Annotated in this window: 15 protein-coding genes, 1 tRNA gene and 1 riboswitch; of the genes, 7 read left to right on the plus strand and 9 right to left on the minus strand. The window is 73.1% G+C overall.

The features are described from left to right. Positions 1-42 precede the first annotated feature (42 nt). Complete coding sequence (locus ACEZDE_RS05720; protein WP_380533084.1) at positions 43-762, plus strand: winged helix-turn-helix domain-containing protein; 720 nt, start codon at positions 43-45, stop codon at positions 760-762. Positions 763-807: 45 nt separating this feature from the next. Here the strand turns inward: ACEZDE_RS05720 and ACEZDE_RS05725 are convergent, their stop codons facing one another. Then, on the minus strand, positions 808-2,445 hold the full coding sequence (locus ACEZDE_RS05725) for an ABC-F family ATP-binding cassette domain-containing protein (protein ID WP_380533087.1): 1,638 nt from the start codon (positions 2,443-2,445) through the stop codon (positions 808-810). Positions 2,446-2,578: 133 nt separating this feature from the next. On the opposite strand from ACEZDE_RS05725, the gene ACEZDE_RS05730 reads away from it, so the two are divergent. Next, complete coding sequence (locus ACEZDE_RS05730) at positions 2,579-3,931, plus strand: M20/M25/M40 family metallo-hydrolase (RefSeq protein WP_380533090.1); 1,353 nt, start codon at positions 2,579-2,581, stop codon at positions 3,929-3,931. 166 nt (positions 3,932-4,097) lie between these two features. Next, the gene (locus ACEZDE_RS05735) at positions 4,098-5,405 is read left to right on the plus strand and encodes an MBL fold metallo-hydrolase (RefSeq protein WP_380533093.1); all 1,308 of its coding nucleotides are present in this window, start codon (positions 4,098-4,100) and stop codon (positions 5,403-5,405) included. 108 nt (positions 5,406-5,513) lie between these two features. Here the strand turns inward: ACEZDE_RS05735 and ACEZDE_RS05740 are convergent, their stop codons facing one another. After that, entirely contained in the window at positions 5,514-6,113 is a 600-nt protein-coding gene (locus tag ACEZDE_RS05740) for an ATP-binding protein (protein WP_380533096.1), read from the minus strand. A 286-nt stretch (positions 6,114-6,399) separates the two neighbouring features. Between ACEZDE_RS05740 and ACEZDE_RS05745 the strand changes: the two genes are divergently transcribed. Together ACEZDE_RS05745 and metE are read left to right on the plus strand one after the other, a co-directional pair. After that, a tRNA-Leu gene (locus ACEZDE_RS05745) sits at positions 6,400-6,485 on the plus strand. Positions 6,486-6,918: 433 nt separating this feature from the next. Then, positions 6,919-7,139, plus strand: a riboswitch (cobalamin riboswitch). A 164-nt stretch (positions 7,140-7,303) separates the two neighbouring features. Next, entirely contained in the window at positions 7,304-9,646 is a 2,343-nt protein-coding gene (gene metE, locus ACEZDE_RS05750) for a 5-methyltetrahydropteroyltriglutamate--homocysteine S-methyltransferase (RefSeq protein WP_380533099.1), read from the plus strand. A gap of 54 nt (positions 9,647-9,700) precedes the next feature. Here metE and ACEZDE_RS05755 read toward each other — a convergent pair whose 3' ends face one another. From ACEZDE_RS05755 to ACEZDE_RS05780, 6 genes are all read right to left on the minus strand, one after another. Next, entirely contained in the window at positions 9,701-10,375 is a 675-nt protein-coding gene (locus tag ACEZDE_RS05755) for a peptidoglycan-binding domain-containing protein (protein WP_380533102.1), read from the minus strand. 123 nt (positions 10,376-10,498) lie between these two features. Next, positions 10,499-10,960, minus strand: a complete 462-nt coding sequence (locus ACEZDE_RS05760; protein ID WP_380533105.1) for an SRPBCC family protein — start codon at positions 10,958-10,960, stop codon at positions 10,499-10,501. Then, positions 10,957-11,313, minus strand: coding sequence for an ArsR/SmtB family transcription factor (locus ACEZDE_RS05765; protein ID WP_380533108.1), 357 nt, complete (start codon positions 11,311-11,313; stop codon positions 10,957-10,959). The genes ACEZDE_RS05760 and ACEZDE_RS05765 overlap by 4 nt, the downstream gene beginning before the upstream one ends. Positions 11,314-11,349: 36 nt before the next feature. Further along, entirely contained in the window at positions 11,350-13,530 is a 2,181-nt protein-coding gene (locus ACEZDE_RS05770) for a DEAD/DEAH box helicase (protein WP_380533110.1), read from the minus strand. A 112-nt stretch (positions 13,531-13,642) separates the two neighbouring features. Beyond that, on the minus strand, positions 13,643-14,218 hold the full coding sequence (locus ACEZDE_RS05775) for an isochorismatase family protein (RefSeq protein ID WP_380533113.1): 576 nt from the start codon (positions 14,216-14,218) through the stop codon (positions 13,643-13,645). A gap of 85 nt (positions 14,219-14,303) precedes the next feature. Beyond that, a complete protein-coding gene (locus ACEZDE_RS05780; protein WP_380533116.1) occupies positions 14,304-15,962 on the minus strand; it encodes an AMP-binding protein in 1,659 nt (552 codons plus the stop codon). Between the two features lie 217 nt (positions 15,963-16,179). On the opposite strand from ACEZDE_RS05780, the gene ACEZDE_RS05785 reads away from it, so the two are divergent. Both ACEZDE_RS05785 and ACEZDE_RS05790 read left to right on the plus strand, forming a co-directional pair. Continuing rightward, positions 16,180-16,881 (plus strand): NAD(P)-dependent oxidoreductase, encoded by a 702-nt coding sequence (locus ACEZDE_RS05785; protein WP_380533119.1) that lies wholly within the window; start codon positions 16,180-16,182, stop codon positions 16,879-16,881. A gap of 133 nt (positions 16,882-17,014) precedes the next feature. Beyond that, positions 17,015-18,247 carry a cytochrome P450 gene (locus ACEZDE_RS05790; protein WP_380533122.1) on the plus strand — a complete coding sequence of 411 codons (1,233 nt, stop codon included), beginning with the start codon at positions 17,015-17,017 and terminating at the stop codon, positions 18,245-18,247. 94 nt (positions 18,248-18,341) lie between these two features. Here ACEZDE_RS05790 and ACEZDE_RS05795 read toward each other — a convergent pair whose 3' ends face one another. Beyond that, complete coding sequence (locus tag ACEZDE_RS05795) at positions 18,342-18,854, minus strand: VOC family protein (RefSeq protein WP_380533124.1); 513 nt, start codon at positions 18,852-18,854, stop codon at positions 18,342-18,344. Positions 18,855-18,876: the final 22 nt, after the last annotated feature.

The raw sequence follows: 18,876 nt of genomic DNA on the forward strand, positions 1-18,876 counted from the left end.
GTCGCCCGTTTCCTTCCTGCCTGCGCGAAAGCGAGTCCTGTCATGTCGAATGTCTCCCAGTTGGCCACCCCGCACCTCCGAACCGTGACCTCGGTCCTGCCCGGCCCGGTCCGCCCGACGCCTCCGCTGTCCCTGCTGCCCACTACCGGCGCCGAGAGGGTGCTGCGGCTGCCGGAGGGGGCTGTCGTCACCCGCTGGCCGCAGGCCGCCGGGGGCGGCGGGGTGCCCGCTGGGCTGCCTGCCGAGTGGGTTGCTGAACTGGGCGCCGGGTTGGGCGTCGAGCTGGGTGCTGAGTTGGGCTCCGAGGTGGGCCGGAGTGGCGTGCCCATGGTCGGTTACCTGGTGCTGGTTCCGGCCGGGCCGACTGCTGCGGTCGCGTCGCCGCAGCCGCCGTCACTGCGATCGGTGACCGGGACGGCGTCTGCGCCCGCGTCCCTGCCCGCGTCCCTGCCCGCGCCCGCGTCCGCCGCTGGCGGGATTCAGCTCGACCGGGAGCGGCGCACCGCGCGAGTGGACGGTGAGCTGCTGGAACTCACCTACCTGGAGTTCGAGTTGCTGGCCCATCTCACCGCCAACCCGCACCGGGTGCACACCCGCGACCACCTGGTCACCGCCGTGTGGGGATACGGCCACATCGGCGACGGCCGCACCGTGGACGTCCATGTAGCGCGGCTGCGCCGCAAGTTGGGCTTGCGCTACCGTGCCGGGATCGTCACGGTCCGCCGGGTCGGCTACAAGTACGTTCCGCCGAAGCAGGGGTGACGGAGCGTCAACTATCGGGCACGGAGCGGCGGACGGGCGGACGGGTCAGCTCACGCTGACCTGTCCGCTGTCGACGGCGATCCGGCGGTTGGTCTCCACCGCGTCCAGCATCCGCCGGTCGTGGGTGACCAGCAGCAGCGTCCCGGTGTAGGAGGCCAGCGCGGATTCCAATTGCTCGATGGCGGCCAGGTCCAGATGGTTCGTCGGCTCGTCCAGCACCAGCAGGTTCACCCCGCGGCCCTGGAGCAGTGCCAGTGCCGCGCGGGTGCGCTCGCCGGGGGAGAGGGTTGCCGCCGGGCGCAGCACATGCGCGGCGCGCAGGCCGAACTTGGCCAGCAGCGTCCGCGCGTCGGCCGGCGGCAGGTCGGGCACGGCCTCGCCGAAGGCCTCCAGCAGCGGCTGCTCGCCGAGGAACAGCCCGCGTGCCTGGTCCACCTCGCCGACCACGACGCCGGGGCCGAGCGAGGACTGCCCCGCGTCCAGTGGCAGCCGTCCCAGCAGGGCGGCCAGCAGCGTCGACTTGCCGGAGCCGTTGGCGCCGGTGATCGCGACCCGGTCGGCCCAGTCGATCTGCAGGTCCACCGGGCCGAAGGAGAAGTCGCCGAGCTGGACCTTCGCGCCGTTGAGGGTCGCCACCACCGCGCCGGAGCGCGGCGCGGCGGCGATCTCCATCCGCAGCTCCCACTCCTTGCGCGGCTCGTCCACCACGTCGAGGCGCTCGATCAACCGCTGCGTCTGCCGGGCCTTGGCCGCCTGCTTCTCGGTCGACTCGGTCCGGAACGCCTTGCCGTGCTTGTCGTTGTCCGGGGCCTTGCGGCGGGCGTTCTTGACGCCCTTCTCCATCCAGGAGCGCTGGGTCCGGGCGCGGGCCTCCAGCGAGGAGACGGTGTCCGCGTACTCCTCGTACTCGTCGCGGGCGTGCCGGCGGGCCCGCTCGCGCTCCTCCAGGTAGGAGGCGTAGCCGCCGCCGAAGTGGTTCACCTGCTGCTGGGCCAGGTCCAGTTCCAGCACCCGGGTCACCGTGCGGGTCAGGAACTCGCGGTCATGGCTGATCAGCACGGTTCCGGCGCGCAGGCCGCCGACGAAGGACTCCAGCCGGTCCAGGCCGTCCAGGTCCAGGTCGTTGGTGGGCTCGTCCAGCAGGAACACGTCGTAGCGGCTGAGCAGGAGCGAGGCCAGGCCGGCGCGGGCGGCCTGACCGCCGGACAGGGCGGTCATCGGCAGGTCGAGACCGACCGTCAGACCGAGGTCGGCGGCGACCTCCTCGGCGCGTTCGTCCAGGTCCGCGCCGCCGAGGTCGAGCCAGCGCTCCAGGGCGGTGGAGTAGGCGTCGTCGGCGCCGGGGGTCTCGTCGACCAGACCCTGGGTGGCCGCGTCCAGCTCGGCCTGAGCGGCGCTGACGCCGGTGCGGCGGCCCAGGAAGGCACGGACCGACTCGCCGGGACGGCGCTCCGGCTCCTGCGGGAGGTGGCCGACGGTCGCGGTGGGCGGGCTGAGCCGCAGGGAGCCCGACTCGGGCGTGTCCAGGCCGGCCAGCAGGCGCAGCAGGGTGGACTTGCCCGCACCGTTGACGCCCACCAACCCGATCACGTCGCCGGGGGCGACGACCAGGTCCAGGGCGGAGAACAGGATGCGTTCGCCGTGGCCGGCGGCGAGGTCTTTGGCGACGAGGGTGGCAGTCATGAGGTGACTGATCCTATCGCCGGCCGGGACGGCCCGACCGTCCGGTGGGTTGCGGGCGGGTGGGCCGGGTGGGGCATGATCGGGTGCTGGACCGCGCCGGGACGGCGGACGTGCGGATGTGAGGGGTACTGCGGTGGATAAGGAAGTCGACGGCGGGGCGCTGCGGGGCGACGAGGCGATCCGGTTCACCTCCGAGCTGATCCGGATCGACACCACCAACCGCGGCGGCGGCGACTGCAAGGAGCGCCCCGCCGCCGAGTACGCCGCCGAGCGGCTGGCCGAGGCGGGGCTCTCGCCGCTGGTGCTGGAGTCCGCGCCGGGCCGGGCCAACGTGGTCACCCGGATCCGCGGCAGTGAGCCCGGTCTGCCCGCGCTGCTGGTGCACGGACACCTGGACGTGGTCCCGGCCGAGGCGTCCGACTGGACCGTGCACCCCTTCAGCGGGGAGATCCGCGACGGCGTGGTGTGGGGGCGCGGCGCCGTCGACATGAAGGGCATGGACGCGATGATGCTCGCGGTCGCCCGCGCCTGGGGGCGCGAGGGCCGCGGTCCGCGCCGGGACGTGGTGCTCTGCTTCACCGCCGACGAGGAGGACAGCGCCGAAGCGGGCGCCGACTGGCTGGTCCGCAACCACGCCGATCTGTTCGAGGGCTGCACCGAGGCCATCGGCGAGTCCGGTGCGTACACCGTCCACACCGCCACCGGGCAGCGGCTCTACCCGGTCGGCGCGGGCGAGCGCGGCACCGGCTGGCTGCGGCTGACCGCGCACGGCACGGCCGGGCACGGCTCCAAGCCCAACCCGGCCAACGCGGTGACCAGGCTCTCCGCCGCGATGGCCCGGATCGGTGAGCACCGCTGGCCGGTGCGGATCACCCCGACCGTGCGGGCGTCGCTGCTCGCGCTCGGCGCGGCCACCGGCGTGCCGCTGAGCGGCGAGGAGGTCGACGACCCCGGGTTCGACGTGGACGCCTATGTGGCGCGGCTCGACCCGGCGGCGGCGAAGCTGGTTGCCGGGACCCTCCGCAACAGCGCCAACCCGACGATGCTGCAAGCGGGTTACAAGACCAATGTGATTCCCGGACTGGCCGTCGGAGCGGTCGACGGCCGCACCCTGCCGGGGGAGGGCCTGGCCGCCGAGTTCGAGGCTGTCCTGGACGAGCTGACCGGCCCGGACGTCGACTGGGAGTACCAGCACCGCTCCAGCGCGCTCACCGCGCCGGTCGACGCGCCGGTCTTCGCCGCGATGCGGGAGGCGGTCCTGGCGCACGACCCGGGCGCGGCGGTGGTGCCGTTCTCGATGACCGGGGGGACCGACGCCAAGCAGTTCTCCGAGCTCGGCATTCTCGGCTACGGCTTCTCCCCGTTGCGGCTGCCGCCCGGCTACGACTTCCAGGGGCTGTTCCACGGCGTGGACGAGCGGGTCCCGGCGGACGCGCTGCGCTTCGGCGCGGCGGTGCTGGACGACTTCCTCAGCGCGGTCGGCTAGCGGTCGGCCAGGCGGGACCACCGGCAGGGGTGCCGCTCGCGGCGGCTTCCCTGCACGGCTCGCGGCGGCTCTCCGCCAGGCGGAACCATCGCCACCGCAGGACCGTTTGCCGAACAGACGGGGGCCGTCACGACGAACGGGCGGCCCGTACGAGAGGTGGCACGGCATGCGGCGGACGGGTACGACCGGGGCGATCGGGGTCGCGCTGGGCGCGGTCACCGTCGGGGCAGCCGGAGCGCTGGCCTGGGCGGCCCGCGAACTGCCGGCCGCGTTCGGCGGGGACCCCAAGCAGGGCGCGCGCGGGGACCGGCTGCGGCTCTCGCCGCAGTACCGGGACGGGGTGTTCCACAACACCGCCGAGGCTCAGCCGCGGGGGGCGGACGGGGACGGGCCCGGGGCTGAAACCGGGGCCGGGTTCGAGGCCGAGACCGAGTCCGAGTCCGAATTCGCGGGCGGGCGTGAGGCTGGCAGCGAGGGCGCGGGCGGGCGTGAGGGCGAGGGTGGCGGCGGGATGCAGGCCGCGCCCGGTGCCGCCGAGGGGCGGCAGATCCTCAAGGAGATGCTGTTCGGCAAGCAGCTCCGCCGCCCGACCCGTCCGGTGCCGCTGGTCAGGGACGGGCTGGTCGGCGCGGTCGGCGGGACCGGACTCGCCGTCACCTGGTTCGGTCACTCCACCGCGCTGGTCGAGGTCGAGGGCACCCGGATCCTGCTCGACCCGGTGTGGAGCGAGCGCTGCTCGCCGTCCCAGTCGGTCGGCCCGCGCCGGATCCACCAGCCGCCGGTGCCGCTGGACGCGCTGCCGCGGATCGACGCCGTGGTCATCTCGCACGACCACTACGACCACCTCGACATGCGCAGCATCCGCACCCTCGCCCGTACCCGTCCCGAACTGCGCTTCGTGGTGCCGCTCGGGGTCGGCGCGCACCTGGAGCGCTGGGGCGTCGGCCCGGAGCGGTTCGACGAGCTGGACTGGGAGGAGGAGACCGAGGTCGGCGGGCTGCGGCTGGTGTCCACCTCGGCCCAGCACTTCTCCGGCCGCGGTTTCGCCAACGACGGCACGCTGTGGAGCTCCTGGGCGATCATCGGCGCCGAGCAGCGGGTCTTCTACAGCGGCGACACCGGGTACTTCGACGGCTTCGCGGAGACCGGGGAGCGGCACGGCCCGTTCGACCTGTCGCTGGTCCAGGTCGGCGCGTACAGCAACCACTGGCGTTCGGTGCACATGACCCCGGAGGAGGGAGTGAGTACTCACTTGGACGTCAACCGGGGCCACGACGACCCGGCGAAAGGGTTGTTCGTGCCGGTGCACTGGGGGACCTTCGTGCTGGGGCTGCACGACTGGTCCGAGCCGGTGGAGCGGCTCTGCGTGGACGCCGACGAGCGCGGGGTCCGGATCGCGGTGCCCCGGCCGGGGGAGCGGATCGAGGTCGCGAACCCGCCGAAGGTCGACCACTGGTGGCGCGAGATCATCTGACGGCGTGTCGGCGGGGGCGGTGGCGTCGGCGGCGTGACGGGATTGCAGGCGTCGGCGGGTTCGCCGGGATCACCGATGTCGGTAGGTTCGGCGGACGGTGACGGCCGCTCAGTTCCCCTGCTCGGAGCGCGGCGCGGGCACCGGGAGCGGTAGCGAGGCCCAGACCACCTTGCCGCCGCCCGCGGTGCGCTCGACGTCGTACACCCCGCCCGCCTCCGTGGTGACCGCCTTGACCAGCAGCAGTCCGCGCCCGCCGGTGCGGCCTGACTCCACCTCGTCGCTGTGCAGCGCCCGGGGCCGGTAGGGGTGGCTGTCCTCCACCGACAACCGCACCCAGCCGGAGCCGATCACCACCTCGACCACGATCTGCGGCGACAGCAGCGCGGCGTGCCGCACCGCGTTGGTGACCAGCTCGGAGACGATCAGCAGCATCCCCTGCAGCAGGTCGTCGTACTGCGGCCCGGCCATGCCCTGTGCCGTCAGCAGATCCCGCACCGCGTGCCGCGCCTGCGGCACGGAGCTGTCCACGGCTGGTGCCGCGAACCGCCAGACGCCTTCGACACCGAGGATGCCGGGGGCTCCAGGGGCTCCGGGTGTCCCAGGGGCTCCGGGGGCCCGCGGGGCTGGAGGGCTGGCGCCCGGAGGGTTCGCTGCGGGAGACGGCGTTCCGGAGGCGGGGTCGGGAGGGACTTCTCCGCGGACATGCATGTCGGTGCCGCCATCCTCTGCGCGTACGGGCCCCCGGCGGGTCTTCTGCTGCCGCGCCGGTCGGTCGGCTCATCCGATATGAGACCGCGTGGCTACGCAGTGCACCCGGGCAGATACGTAAACTGCACGCTTCTTGCTCATCTGTGATCGCTAAGGGTGCAAAAGTGATCGGTCGGCACCGTGTCCCGACGCTGTCCCGACGCTGCGGACCCCGGTCAGAAGCACTCCGTTTTCTTGGTATTGTTTCCTTGGTCAGCACGGCGGAGACGCCGCTGGCGATCACCCGGTCCGGGTGGCGGAATGGCAGACGCGCTAGCTTGAGGTGCTAGTGCCCTTCGGGGCGTGGGGGTTCAAGTCCCCCCTCGGACACCAACCAACCAACCAACAACACGAACAGCCCCCCACCAGGGGGCTTTCGTCGTTTCTGGACATTGGCGTGGCCAATCGGAGGCCGTCCGGGGGGCGGAGCAGCAGTTCATGCGAGGTTCCTTTCCAGGGTGTTCGCCGGGGTGTCCAACCACGGCTGCTGCGAGGCCCGAGAACATTGCGTACTTCATCCGCGTCTTCGCTGCTCTGCGGGATCAAGCGGTGTTCGGCGGTGCCGCCTTGAGCGAGATCGAGGTGGCCCGTAGCCGTCTCCAGGCGACCTGAGCCCTGCGGCGGGGAGTGCCAGCCGAGTTGGCAGGCTGGTCGACGCCGAGGGGGTGGCCCCGGCCGGAGGCCGCCTGGCCGTCGGTCGCACCCGACCCCCCGGCTTTATGTCCATGATGTGGGACGGCGGTCACGGTCGTGTTGATTCGGCGTCTAGTCTGGCGGTTGCAGTCGGTTCGCCCTGTCAGCCAGGCAGGCGCGTCGTAAGAGGGAACCCGGTGTGATTCCGGGACTGCCCCGCAGCGGTGAGTGGGAACGACCGCCGTCATCAAGCACTGGGCCCGGGTACGGGTCTGGGAAGCGACGGCCAGTAGGTGTCTGCCCTCGGCAGACGTGCCCGCGAGTCCGAAGACCTGCCACTGCCCGTGCACGCCACAGGTGTGCGCGGAGATCCCGGTGACCTCGTGGGCGGGTCGGCGTACATATCAGGTGGGCACGCGCGGCAGAGCCGCGTCCTGAGCCGCCCGGTGCTGTCGTCCCTTCGCGCCTGCGACCCGTCTCCGGGGTCGTCCAGTGACGTACTCGCGAAGGAGAGTCCCTTGACCAGCAAGCCTGCAGCCGCGGCAGCACGGGCCACCGTGTACGGCTACCCCCGCCAGGGCCCCGAGCGGGAGTTGAAGAAGGCCATCGAGGGCTACTGGAAGGGCCGCGTCACCGCCGACGCCCTCCAGCGCACCGCGGCCGAACTGCGCCGCCAGGCCTGGCAGCAGCTCACCGAGGCCGGTGTGGACGAGGTCCCGACCGGTGACTTCTCCTTCTACGACCACGTGCTGGACACCAGCGTGATGGTCGGCGCGATCCCCGACCGGCACCGTTCGGTCGTCGGGCACGGTAAGGCCGTCGACGCGGACGCGTTGGACGGCTACTTCGCGATGGCCCGGGGCACCCAGGAGGTGGCGCCGCTGGAGATGACCAAGTGGTTCGACACCAACTACCACTACCTGGTCCCCGAACTCGGCCCGAACACGGTCTTCACCGCTGACTCGACCAAGCAGGTCGCCGAGCTGCGCGAGGCGCTGGCCCTCGGCCACAGCGCCCGCCCGGTGCTGGTCGGCCCGGTCACCTACCTGCTGCTGGCCAAGCCCGCCCCCGGCGTGGCCGCCGACTTCCAGCCGATCACCCTGCTCGACCGGTTGCTGCCGGTCTACGCCGAGGTGCTGGCCGACCTGCGCGCCGCGGGGGCCGACTGGGTCCAACTGGACGAGCCTGCCCTGGTGCAGGACCGCACCCCGGCCGACCTCAACACCGTCGCCCGTGCCTACCGCGATCTGGGCGGCCTGGCCGACCGGCCCAAGCTGCTGGTCGCCTCCTACTTCGACCGGCTCGGCGAGGCCCTGCCGGTGCTGGCCAAGGCCCCGATCGAGGGACTGGCGCTGGACTTCACCGGACCCGCCGCCGCCAACCTGGACGCTCTCGCCACGGTCGGCGGCCTGCGCGGCAAGCGCCTGGTTGCGGGCGTGGTCGACGGCCGCAACATCTGGATCAACAACCTCGCCGCCTCGCTGACCACCCTGGGCACCCTGCTCGGCCTGGCCGACCAGGTCGACGTCGCGGCCTCCTGCTCGCTGCTGCACGTCCCGCTGGACGCCGCCCGGGAGCGCGACGTCGACCCCCAGGTCGCCCGCTGGCTGGCCTTCGCCCGGCAGAAGACCACGGAGATCGTCACCCTGGCGCGCGGACTGACCCAGGGCACCGACCTCATCGCCGCCGAACTCGCCGCCAACCGGGCCGGTCTGGAGTCCCGGGCCGGTTCCGCGCTGACCCGCGACCCGGCGGTCCGGGCCCGCAGCGCAGCCGTCACCGACGCCGACACCCGACGCCCGCAGGCCTACCCCGAGCGCGCCGCCGCGCAGCGCGCCGCGCTCGGCCTACCGCTGCTGCCGACCACCACCATCGGCTCCTTCCCGCAGACCGCCGAGCTGCGCAACGCCCGCGCCGACCTGCGTGCCGGACGGATCGACACGGCCGGCTACGAGCAGCGGATCGAGGCCGAGATCCGCGAGGTCCTGTCCTTCCAGGAGAAGGCCGGGATCGACGTCCTGGTCCACGGCGAGCCCGAACGCAACGACATGGTGCAGTACTTCGCCGAGCAGCTCACCGGCTACTTCGCCACCCGGCACGGCTGGGTCCAGTCCTACGGCACCCGCTACGTCCGCCCGCCGGTCCTGGCCGGGGACATCTCCCGCCCCGAGCCGATGACCGTCCGCTGGACCGGCTACGCCCAGGCGCAGACCGACCGCCCGGTCAAGGGGATGCTGACCGGGCCGGTCACCATGCTCGCCTGGTCCTTCGTCCGCGACGACCAGCCGCTGGCCGAGACGGCGCGGCAGGTCGCCCTGGCCCTGCGCGACGAGGTCGCCGACCTGGAGGCCGCGGGCACCGCGGTGATCCAGGTGGACGAACCGGCCCTGCGCGAGACGCTGCCGCTGCGCACGGCCGACCGCGCCGCGTACCTGGTCTGGGCCACCGAGGCGTTCCGGCTCACCACCAGCGGGGTGCGTGCCGAGACCCAGATCCACACCCACATGTGCTACGTCGAGTTCGGCGACATCCTCAACGCCCTGGACGACATGGACGCCGACGTCTCCAGCCTGGAGGCGGCCCGCTCGCACATGGAGGTCGCCCACCAGCTCGCGCGGGCTGGCTACCCCCGCGAGGTCGGCCCTGGCGTCTACGACATCCACTCGCCCCGGATCCCCGGCAGCGACGAGGTCGCCGCCCTGCTGCGCAAGGGACTCGGCGGCATCCCCGCCGAGCGGCTGTGGGTCAACCCGGACTGCGGGCTGAAGACCCGCGGCTGGCCGGAGGTCCAGGCCTCGCTGGAGAACCTGGTCACAGCGGCGCGCGAGGTGCGGAACACCCTGCCGGGCACGGCCTCCTGACGAGCGGCGGCCGGGGCGGGCGGACGGCACTAGTCCGTCCGCCCCGGCCGCCGGTCAGCCCGTGGTGGCGGTCGGGTCCGGGTCCAGGGAGGCGCGGCTCTGCGGGCCGTAGACGCCGGTGGGGTCGGCGGCCAGTCCGCGGTCGTGCTGGAGCTGGGTGACGCCGCGGGTGGTGGCGTCGTCGTAGACGCCGGTCGCCGACACATAGGTGAAGCCCTGGTCGAACAGCAGGTGCTGCAACCGCGTGACGGCCGGGCCGCGGTCGCCGGGGCGGAGGGTGGCGTCAGCAGAACCGGGCACGGGAGCAAAGGAGATGGAGGCGGAGGTGGAGTAGGGACCGCCGCTCGGCCGGGGCAGCGGCATGCCGGGGGACGGCGACCCGGTCGGCCCGGCCCGGCCGTTCGCGGACGGCTGCGGCGACGCTGGGACGGGCGCGGCTGCGGCGGAGCCGGCCGCCGCGGCGCGGCTGCTTCCCGGACGGTGGCCGGGGGCGGGCGCGCCCTGCCGTCCGAGCAGGGCCGGGACGCTCAGCGCCGCTGCCGCCGCGAGCAGGAGCGCCAGGGCGAAGCCGAGCTGTCTCCGGGACGTGCCGCGGTTGCGCTGCTCGCCCGCGGACGCGGGGAGATCGGCGGTGTCCTCCTCCCAGACGGAGGGCGTGGCGGCCGGATCCGGCGCCGTCCTGCCCAGGTGCGCCACATAGGGCCTGACGAGATCGGGCTGTGACTCCACGCCCATGATGGTGCCGTCTGTGCCCGGTGGGGCCGGTCGGCTTTCCCGGAAACGGAACAGGGAGCGGCCGGTGCCTGCTAAAGGGGTGCCTACCGAGGGCTCCGCGTGCCTGCTGCCGTCCTGCTAGCGGGACTGCTCGGTGGACTGCAGCTCGGCCAGGTAGGCGTCGAAGCGGTCCAGGCTGGTGCGGAATCCGGCCTGCGCCTCGTCGCTCAGGTAGGGGGCCGGGACCTTGGTCTGATGGGTGATCACCTCGGTGCGGCCGTCGTTCAGGTCGACGAAGGTGATCGTGGTCCGCATGCCGCCCTCCACATCGGCCTCGGTCCACACCAGCCGCTCCGGCCGCTGGACCTCCACATAGACGGCGCGCATGGTGTACGTACTGCCGTCGGCGTCGCTGACCATGGTGGTCTCGAAGGCGCCGCCGGGGCGCAGGTCCACGACGATGTTGCCGACCGGCGTGGACGTCCCGGTCGGGCCCCAGAAGCGGGCCAGGTGGTCCGGCGTGGTCATGCAGTCGAACAGCAGCTCCCGCGATGCGCGGTGCACCCGCCGGTAGGTGAGTTCTCCGGTGGCGGTCATCATGACGTCCCTTCGTCGGGCCGCTGCTCGGTGCGCAGTGCGGCCAGGTGCTCGGCGAGGCGGTCATGTCGGTCGGCCCATATCTGCCGGTGCCGGGCTATCCAGTCGGAGGCCTCGTCGAGGCGCACCGTCTCCAGGACGCACGGTCGGGACTGCGCGGTCCGGGTCCGCGAGATGAGACGGGCGCGCTCCAGCACCTTCAGGTGCTTCGACACCGCCTGCTGCGTCATCGCGAAGGGCTCGGCGAGCTGGTTCACCGTCGCGTCGCCACGGGCCAGGCGCTCCAGGATCGCGCGCCTGGTGGGGTCGGCAAGCGCCGTGAAAACCAGGCTCAACTCGTCCTCTATGACTGCCATGCCCCGAGCCTATCCACAACCGACCATTTGCACAACCTAAGGGTTGTGGAGCTTCTCGGCTGCGAGGCGTTGCTGCTCCTCCTCGACGATCAGCCGGGCGAGGGAGGTGTCGGAGACGTCCAGGGCCTCCGGGGCGGTCTCGGCGGCCTCGCTGCGGCGGGCGTAGGCGTCGAAGAGGCGCTGCTTGCGGTCGAGCAGGCGCAGCATCCGCTGGTCGGTCGCACCCGGGGTGAGCAGCCGGTGCACCCGGACCCGGCGGGTCTGGCCCATCCGGTGGGCGCGGGCGACGGCCTGCTGTTCCAGCGCCGGTTTCACCTGCGGCTCGCAGAGCACCACCACGCTGGCCGCCTGCAGGTTGAGCCCGACGCCCCCGGCCTGGATCTGCGCCAGCAGCACCGCGGGGCCGGGGTGCTCGGTGAAGGCGTCCACCGTCTCCTGGCGCCGGGCCGGGTCGGTGGAGCCGGCGATCGGGCCGAACACCGGCGCGGTGCCGCCCAGCGCGGACAGCACCCTTTCGTGCACGGTGCCGAGGACGTCCCGGTAGTAGGAGAAGACCAGGACCTTCTCGTTCGCGGCGAGCGCCGCCCCGGTGATCTCGACCAGCCGTCGCAGCTTCGCGGAGTGCTCGGGACGAGCGTACGCGGCGCGGCGCATGGCCTGGAAGTTCCCGGCCAGGACGGCGTCCCGGTAGGCCTCGGCGTCGGCGGGGCTGAACTCCTGCCAGTCGTCGGTGTGGACCAGGTCCGGCAGTTCGCTCAGCACGTCGTCCTGGTTGCGGCGCAGGTAGGCCGGGGCGACGGCGCGTCGGAAGGCGACGGCGGAGGGCAGCGCCTCCAGCCGGCCGGGGTCGGGGAGCAGGTCGGGTTGCAGGTAGGAGAGCAGCGAGCGGAACTCCGCGAGCCGGTTCTCCATCGGAGTGCCGGTCAGGAACAGCACGTGCCCGCAGCGTTGGGCGTGCGCGGCGACCTGGCGGGACCGCTGGGCGGCGGCGTTCTTCACATAGTGCGCCTCGTCGACCACCAGCACCGTGGCGGGCCCGGCGGCGGCGTCGAGGTGGCGCAGGGTCTCGAAGGTGGTGACGGCCACCCCGCCGTGCCGCCGCCAGGCGTCCGCGGCCAGGTCGCGGTCGGGGCCGTGCAGGCGGTGCGCGCCCAGGGCCGAGCGGCTCTGGATCTCGCGCTCCCAGTTGACCAGCACGCTCGCCGGGCACACCACCAGGAAGTGCCGCTGCTCGCCGGTGGCGGCCAGGTGCGTCATCACCGCGATGGCCTGCACGGTCTTGCCGAGGCCCATCTCGTCGCCGAGCACCACCCGGCGCCGCGCCAGCGCGTACCGGGCGCCGAACGCCTGGTAGCCGCGGAGGGAGACCCGCAGCAGCGAGGTGTCCAGGGGCTGGGCCCGGACCTGGGCGGCCAGGTCGTCCGGCAGGTGGCCCTGGGCGGAGGCGGCGTCGTCCAGGCCGAGGTGGTCCAACTGCCCCAGCGCGGTGTAGAACTCGGCGGCGCGGGTGGTGAACTCCCACCAGGCCTGCTCGGACGTGCCGGGCAGCCGCAGCAGGTCGGTGGTCGCCTGGGCGAACACCTCCCTGGTCCCGTCGGCGTCGGCCCCGGCCAGCAGCGCCGCAGCCTCGGCCAGCGCGGCCAGCGCCTGCTCGCGCTGCCTCCGGCCGGACAGTGCCAGCCGCAGCGCGGAACGGGTCGGCGCGGCGGCGGTGAGCAGCGGTTCCAGCGCGTCGGCCAGGGCCTCGGCCTGCTGCCGCGCGGTCGGCAGCGAGGGCCCGGCCGCGACGAACGGGTACAGCGCCTCCAACAGTGCGGTGGCGGCGGGTTCGCGCCGGTCCGGGTCGATCCGGACCGCGGTCGCCTCGGCCGTGGCGCGGGCCAGTTGGGCGGCGGCGGACTTGGCCTGCTCCGCGCTGACCCGGCCGATGCCGGGCACCCGCAGCAGCTCGTACACCTCGGCCCGGTGGACCCGGCCCACCGTCCGGTAGTCGGCGCCCTCCAGCGCCGCCACCCGGGCCCGGCCCTCGGTCACGTCCCTGATCCGCGCCACCGGCATCGCGTCCAGCGCGGTCAGCACCGCCTCCTCGCGGAGCAGGCCGGCCTGCGCCCGCACCCGCTCGGCCGCCGCCCGGTAGTCGGCGGTCACCTGCCGTGCCGCCGCGGCGGCCTGCCGGCCCCGGTCGTAGGCCTCCCGTCGTGCCCTGCCCTGCCCCACCCCGGTGCTCCTGCCTGTTCGGCGCGGACGATCACGCAGCCCCGGCCGCCCATCCTGCCAGCCGGGGCCGACGGCCGGCGCGGAGGGCGGCCGGGCGGGGTCGGAGGCAGGGTCAGGCGCGGGTCTTGGCCAGCAGCTCGATGATCTCGGCGGTGCTGCCGCTCTCGCCGAGCCGCGGGAAGATCCGCTCGATGCTGTTGCGGTGGGCCTCCGGGCTCAGGTCGGTCATGGCGTCGGTGGCCAGGGTGACGTGGTAGCCGTGCTCGTGGGCGGCGCGGGCGCTGGACTCCACGCCGATGCTGGTGGCGATGCCGCCCAGGACGATCTGGGTGACGCCGCGGCGGCGCAGCTGGAGGTCCAGGTCGGTGCCGTGGAAGGCGCCCCAGTTGCGCTTGGTCACGGTGATGTCGCCGGGGTGGCCGGACAGGTCGGCCACGATCTGGTCCCAGCCCTCGGGCCGGGCGCGGCCGGGGCTGGGGGTGTCGGTGCGGCCGGGGACGGCGTCGGCGGCGCCGGTGACCCGGACCAGCACGACCGGGAGGCCGTGACCGCGGAAGGCGTCGGCCAGCTCGACCGAGCGCTCTACCACCCCGGGCACGGTGTACGGGGTGGAGGACGCGCCGAACAGGCCGTTCTGCAGGTCGATCAGGACGAGCGCGGTACGGGCGTCCAGCGTGGTGAGAGCCATGGCGGTGCGGTGCCCTTTCGGGGGTGACGGACGGGGACGACTGCCACGCTAGAACCTTCAGTCCAAACTGTCCAGTTTGGACTGTTCAACCAGCCTGCTCATCCGTCGGCCCCAGCAGCTCGATCGAGCGCTCGCGCATCTCCACCTTGCGGATCTTGCCGGTGACGGTCATCGGGAAGCCGTCCACCAGGTGCAGATAGCGGGGGACCTTGTAGTGCGCGAGCCGCCCGGTGCAGAACTCCCGCAGTTGATCGATCGTCAACTCGCTGGCCCCCGGCCGGAGTTTGACCCAGGCCATCAGCTCCTCGCCGTAGTGGGCGTCGGGCACGCCGACCACCTGGACGTCCTCGATGTCCGGGTGCGCGTAGAGGAACTCCTCGACCTCGCGCGGGTAGACGTTCTCGCCGCCGCGGATCACCATGTCCTTGATCCGGCCCACGATCGAGACGTAGCCGTCGTCCGCCATCTCGGCCAGGTCGCCGGTGTGCATCCAGCCGTCCGGGTCCACCGCCTCCGCGGTGCGCTCGGGGTCGTCCCAGTAGCCGAGCATCACCGAGTAGCCGCGGGTGCACAGTTCGCCGGGGGTGCCGGTGGGCGCGGTCGCGCCGGTCCGCGGGTCCACCACCTTGATCTCCACGTGCGGGTGGACCCGGCCCACGGTGGCGACCCGGTGCTCCAGCGAGTCGGTGCGCCGGGTCTGGGTCGACACCGGCGAGGTCTCGGTCATGCCGTAGGCGATGGTCACCTCGGTCATGCCCATCTCGCCCATCACCCGCTTCATCACCTCGACCGGGCACGGCGAGCCGGCCATCGCGCCGGTCCGCAGCGAGGAGAGGTCCCAGCGGCCGGGCGCGGCCTCCAGCTGCGCCAGTTCGGCGATGAACATGGTGGGCACCCCGTAGAGCACGGTGCAGCGCTCGGCCTGCACCGCGTCCAGGGTCTCCGCCGGGTCGAACAGCGGGCCGGGGACCACGATGCAGGAGCCGTGCGCGACGGCGCCGAGGTTGCCCATCACCATGCCGAAGCAGTGGTAGAACGGCACCGGCAGGCAGACCCGGTCGGCCTCGGTCCAGCCCTGCACCTCGGCCACCTGGAAGCCGTTGCCCAGGATGTTGCGGTGCGAGAGCGTGGCGCCCTTGGGGAAGCCGGTGGTCCCCGAGGTGTACTGGATGTTCGCCGGGTCCTCGGGGGTCAGCCCGGCCTCCCGCTCGCGCAGCCGCTCCAGCGGGACCGCCCGGCCCTCCTCGACCAGCGCGTCCCAGTCCGAGGTGCCGATGTGCACCACCCGCTCCAGTGCGGGGCAGTCCGCGCGCACCGCCCGCACCAGCGCGACGTAGTCGCTGTGCCGGGTCCGGGTCGCGGCGACCAGCAGTCTCGTCCCGGACTGGCGCAGCGCGTAGCCGATCTCGTGCTCGCGGTAGGCGGGGTTGAGGTTGACCAGGATCGCGCCGGCCCGCGCGGCGGCGTACTGCAGCAGCACCCACTCCGCGCAGTTGGGGGCCCAGATGCCGACCCGGTCGCCGACCCCGGTCCCGGCCGCGAGCAGGCCGCGGGCCAGGTCGTCCACCGCGGCGTCGAAGGCGGCGTAGGTCCAGCGCCGGCCGCCGGCGCAGTCGACCAGGGCCTCGTTGCCGGGGAACATCCGCGCGGTGCGGGCCAGGTCGGCGCCGACGGTGCGGTCGGGGAGCGGCGGCTCGCTCTCGCCGATGCGGTGCGACAGCTGCGGGTCGAGGTCCTCGGACATCGTCGTCCTCCTGCTCGGGTGCTGCGGTACTGATCACCCTAGCCTTCCACTCTTGAGTTCAACTGCGGTTGTTTCGGAGCCGTTCGTTGACCCGGTCGGCGTGCGGCGCGCCCGTCCCCCCGGGCCCGGATGTCACACTTCGGGCCGCTGAACGCCCTTGGGTGGTGACCGGGCCCCGTCGGGGGGCGTCGGACCACCGCACCCGAGGGGTCGCAGCATGAGGATCGTCGTTTTCGGAGCCAATGGACCCACCGGACGGCAGACCGTCGCCCAGGCGGTCGCGCAGGGGCACCAGGTCACCGCGGTGACCCGCCGTCCCGAGGCGTTCCCGCTGACCGGCCCGCTGCTGCGGGTGGTCGGCGCGGACGTCGCGGACCCGGCCGCGGTGCGGCGGGCGGTGGCCGGTCAGGACGCCGTCGTCTCCACCCTCGGGGTGCCGTTCGGCCGCGCGCCGGTCACCGTCTACTCGGACGGGGCCGCCCACATCACCGGGGCCATGGCCGAGCATGGCGTGCGCAGGCTGGTCTGCGTCACCTCGACCACGGTCTCCGGGGAGGAGTCGCCGGGCGAGGGCCTGTTCTTCCGCAAGGTACTCGAACCGTTCGTCGCGCGCTTCGTGGGCCGCACCGTCTACGCGGACATGCGGCGCTCGGAGGAGATCGTCCGGGACAGCGGCTGCGACTGGACCGTGGTCCGTCCGGCCGGGCTGTTCGACACCGCTGCCGTCAGCGACTACCGGATGGCGGCGGGGCCGCGCCTGCCCGGACGGTTCACCGCCCGCGCCGACCTGGCCGACGCGCTGCTGCGCCAGGCGGTCGAGGACCGCGACGTCCGCGCGGTGGTCGAGGTGCGGACCACTGAGGGGGTCCCGAAGCTGCTCGACCTGCTCCGCAGGGAGGCCTTCGGCAAAGGGAAGTGACATGCCGTCATAAGGCTGGTCGGGGGCGGCTTGAGGGGAGGGCGACCCGCTTTCCAGAGCGCCTCGTTACATTTCCGGTCGGCCGTCGCCCCTGCTGCGGCCCGGTAGTGGTGGCCAACGCGGAGGTGGTGTCATGACTGGTGTCCCCGAGGCCCAGGCGGGTCCTGACGAGCTGGTGTTTCCCTTCTCGGGCTCGTCGTACCGGGGGCCCGCTCCTGAGTACGCCGACCTGCGGGCCCAGTGCCCGGTGGCGCGGGTGAAGACGGACGGCGGCGTGGACGCCTGGCTGCTGAGCCGCTACGACGACGTACGCGAGGGCCTCGCCGACCCGCGGCTCGGCCGCGCCGCCACGGTGGCGCCGAACGCGCCGCGGATCGGCGGGGCGATGACCTCGACCCCGGAAATGATCATCTCGATGGACGCCCCCGAGCACTCCCGGCTGCGCAAGCTGGCCGCGGGTCCCTTCACCGCCCGGCGGATCGAGCAGCTGCGCCCGAACATCAACCGGATCGCCGACGAGCTGCTGGACGAACTGGCCACCAGGACCGGACCGGTGGACCTGGTACGGGAGTTCACCCTGCCGATGCCGCTGCGGGTGATCGGCGAGCTGCTCGGCGCGCCGATGGAGGTGCTGGAGCTGTTCGCGGTCAACGCCCGCGAGTTCGTCACCGTGGACGACCAGGTCGAGGGCGGCGAGTCCCGCACCGGCCTGAACAAGCTCTACGAGGCGATGGTGGCGGTGGTCGCCGACAAGCGCGCCAACCCCGCCGACGACGTGCTGTCCGGGCTGATCGCGGCCCGGGACGAGGGCGACCGGCTGAACGAGGAGGAGCTGGTCACCTTCGCCTTCACCCTGATCGGGGCCGGCTTCGACACCACCGCCAGCCAACTGGCCAACTCGGTGCTGGCCTTGATCAGCCATCACCCGGACCAGTGGCGCTGGCTGGCCGAGGACCGGTCCCGGATCCCGGCCGCGGTCGAGGAACTGCTGCGGCACGTCAACCTGTTCTCCACCGACACCGCGGGCAACCCGCGGATCGCGCTGGAGGACGTGGAGATCGGCGGGGTGAAGATCGCCGCCGGGGACGCGGTGGTGCTCTCCATCACCTCGGCCAACCGCGACGCCTCGGTCTTCCCCGACCCGGACCGGCTGGACCTGGCCCGCGAGCACAACCCGCACCTGTCCTTCGGCCACGGCATGCACCTGTGCATCGGCAAGCAGCTGACCCGGCTGGAGCTGGCCATCGCCATCGACGGCCTGGTGCGGCGCTTCCCGAACCTGCGGCTCGCCGTCCCCGAGGACGAACTGCAGTGGCACCTGGGCGAGATCAACCACTCGCTGGCCGGGCTACCGGTGGTCTGGTAACCGGCCGGAACGCCGAACCGGGACGCCGGGCGGGAAAGCAGACGAGGAAGCCGCGGACCGAACGGTCCGCGGATTCCTCATTGCTGACGCGACGTCAGTCGGCGTTCGGGGCGGAGCCGGCGATCCAGGCCTCCATCGGGCCGCGCATCGCCGTGGAGAGCAGCTCGAACCTGGTCCCGCCGGGGCCGCGGTGGTAGACCCAGAGCAACTGCCCGTCGGCCGCGTGGTCGTTGCTGGCCTCCACCGGCAGGCCCAGTTCGACCAGGGCCGCCGAGCTGGCGGCGATGGCCTCGGCCTCGGCCCAGTAGCCCACGTGGTGGGCCCCGTTGGTTCCGTCGGAGACCCAGACCGTGCCGGGGATAGCCTCCACCAGCTCCAGCCGGGGCTCCTCCACCGAGAGCACGAAGCGCTGCGCGACCGGGGCCTGGACGCCGGCCGCGGTGCGGGCGGTGACCTCCAGCTCCATCACGCTGGTCCAGTGGTAGCCGGCCGCGGCGCTCAGTACCGCCATGGCCTGCTCCAGGTCGTCCACCACCAGGCCGGTGTGGAACAGGGCCTCGGGGGTGAGCACCGCCGCGGCGGTCGGCGTCTCCACGGTTGTCGTCATCTGCTGCTGCCTTCCTGCTGGT

The organism is Streptacidiphilus cavernicola, from assembly GCF_042510955.1.
Classification (GTDB): Bacteria; Actinomycetota; Actinomycetes; order Streptomycetales; family Streptomycetaceae; genus Streptacidiphilus; species Streptacidiphilus cavernicola.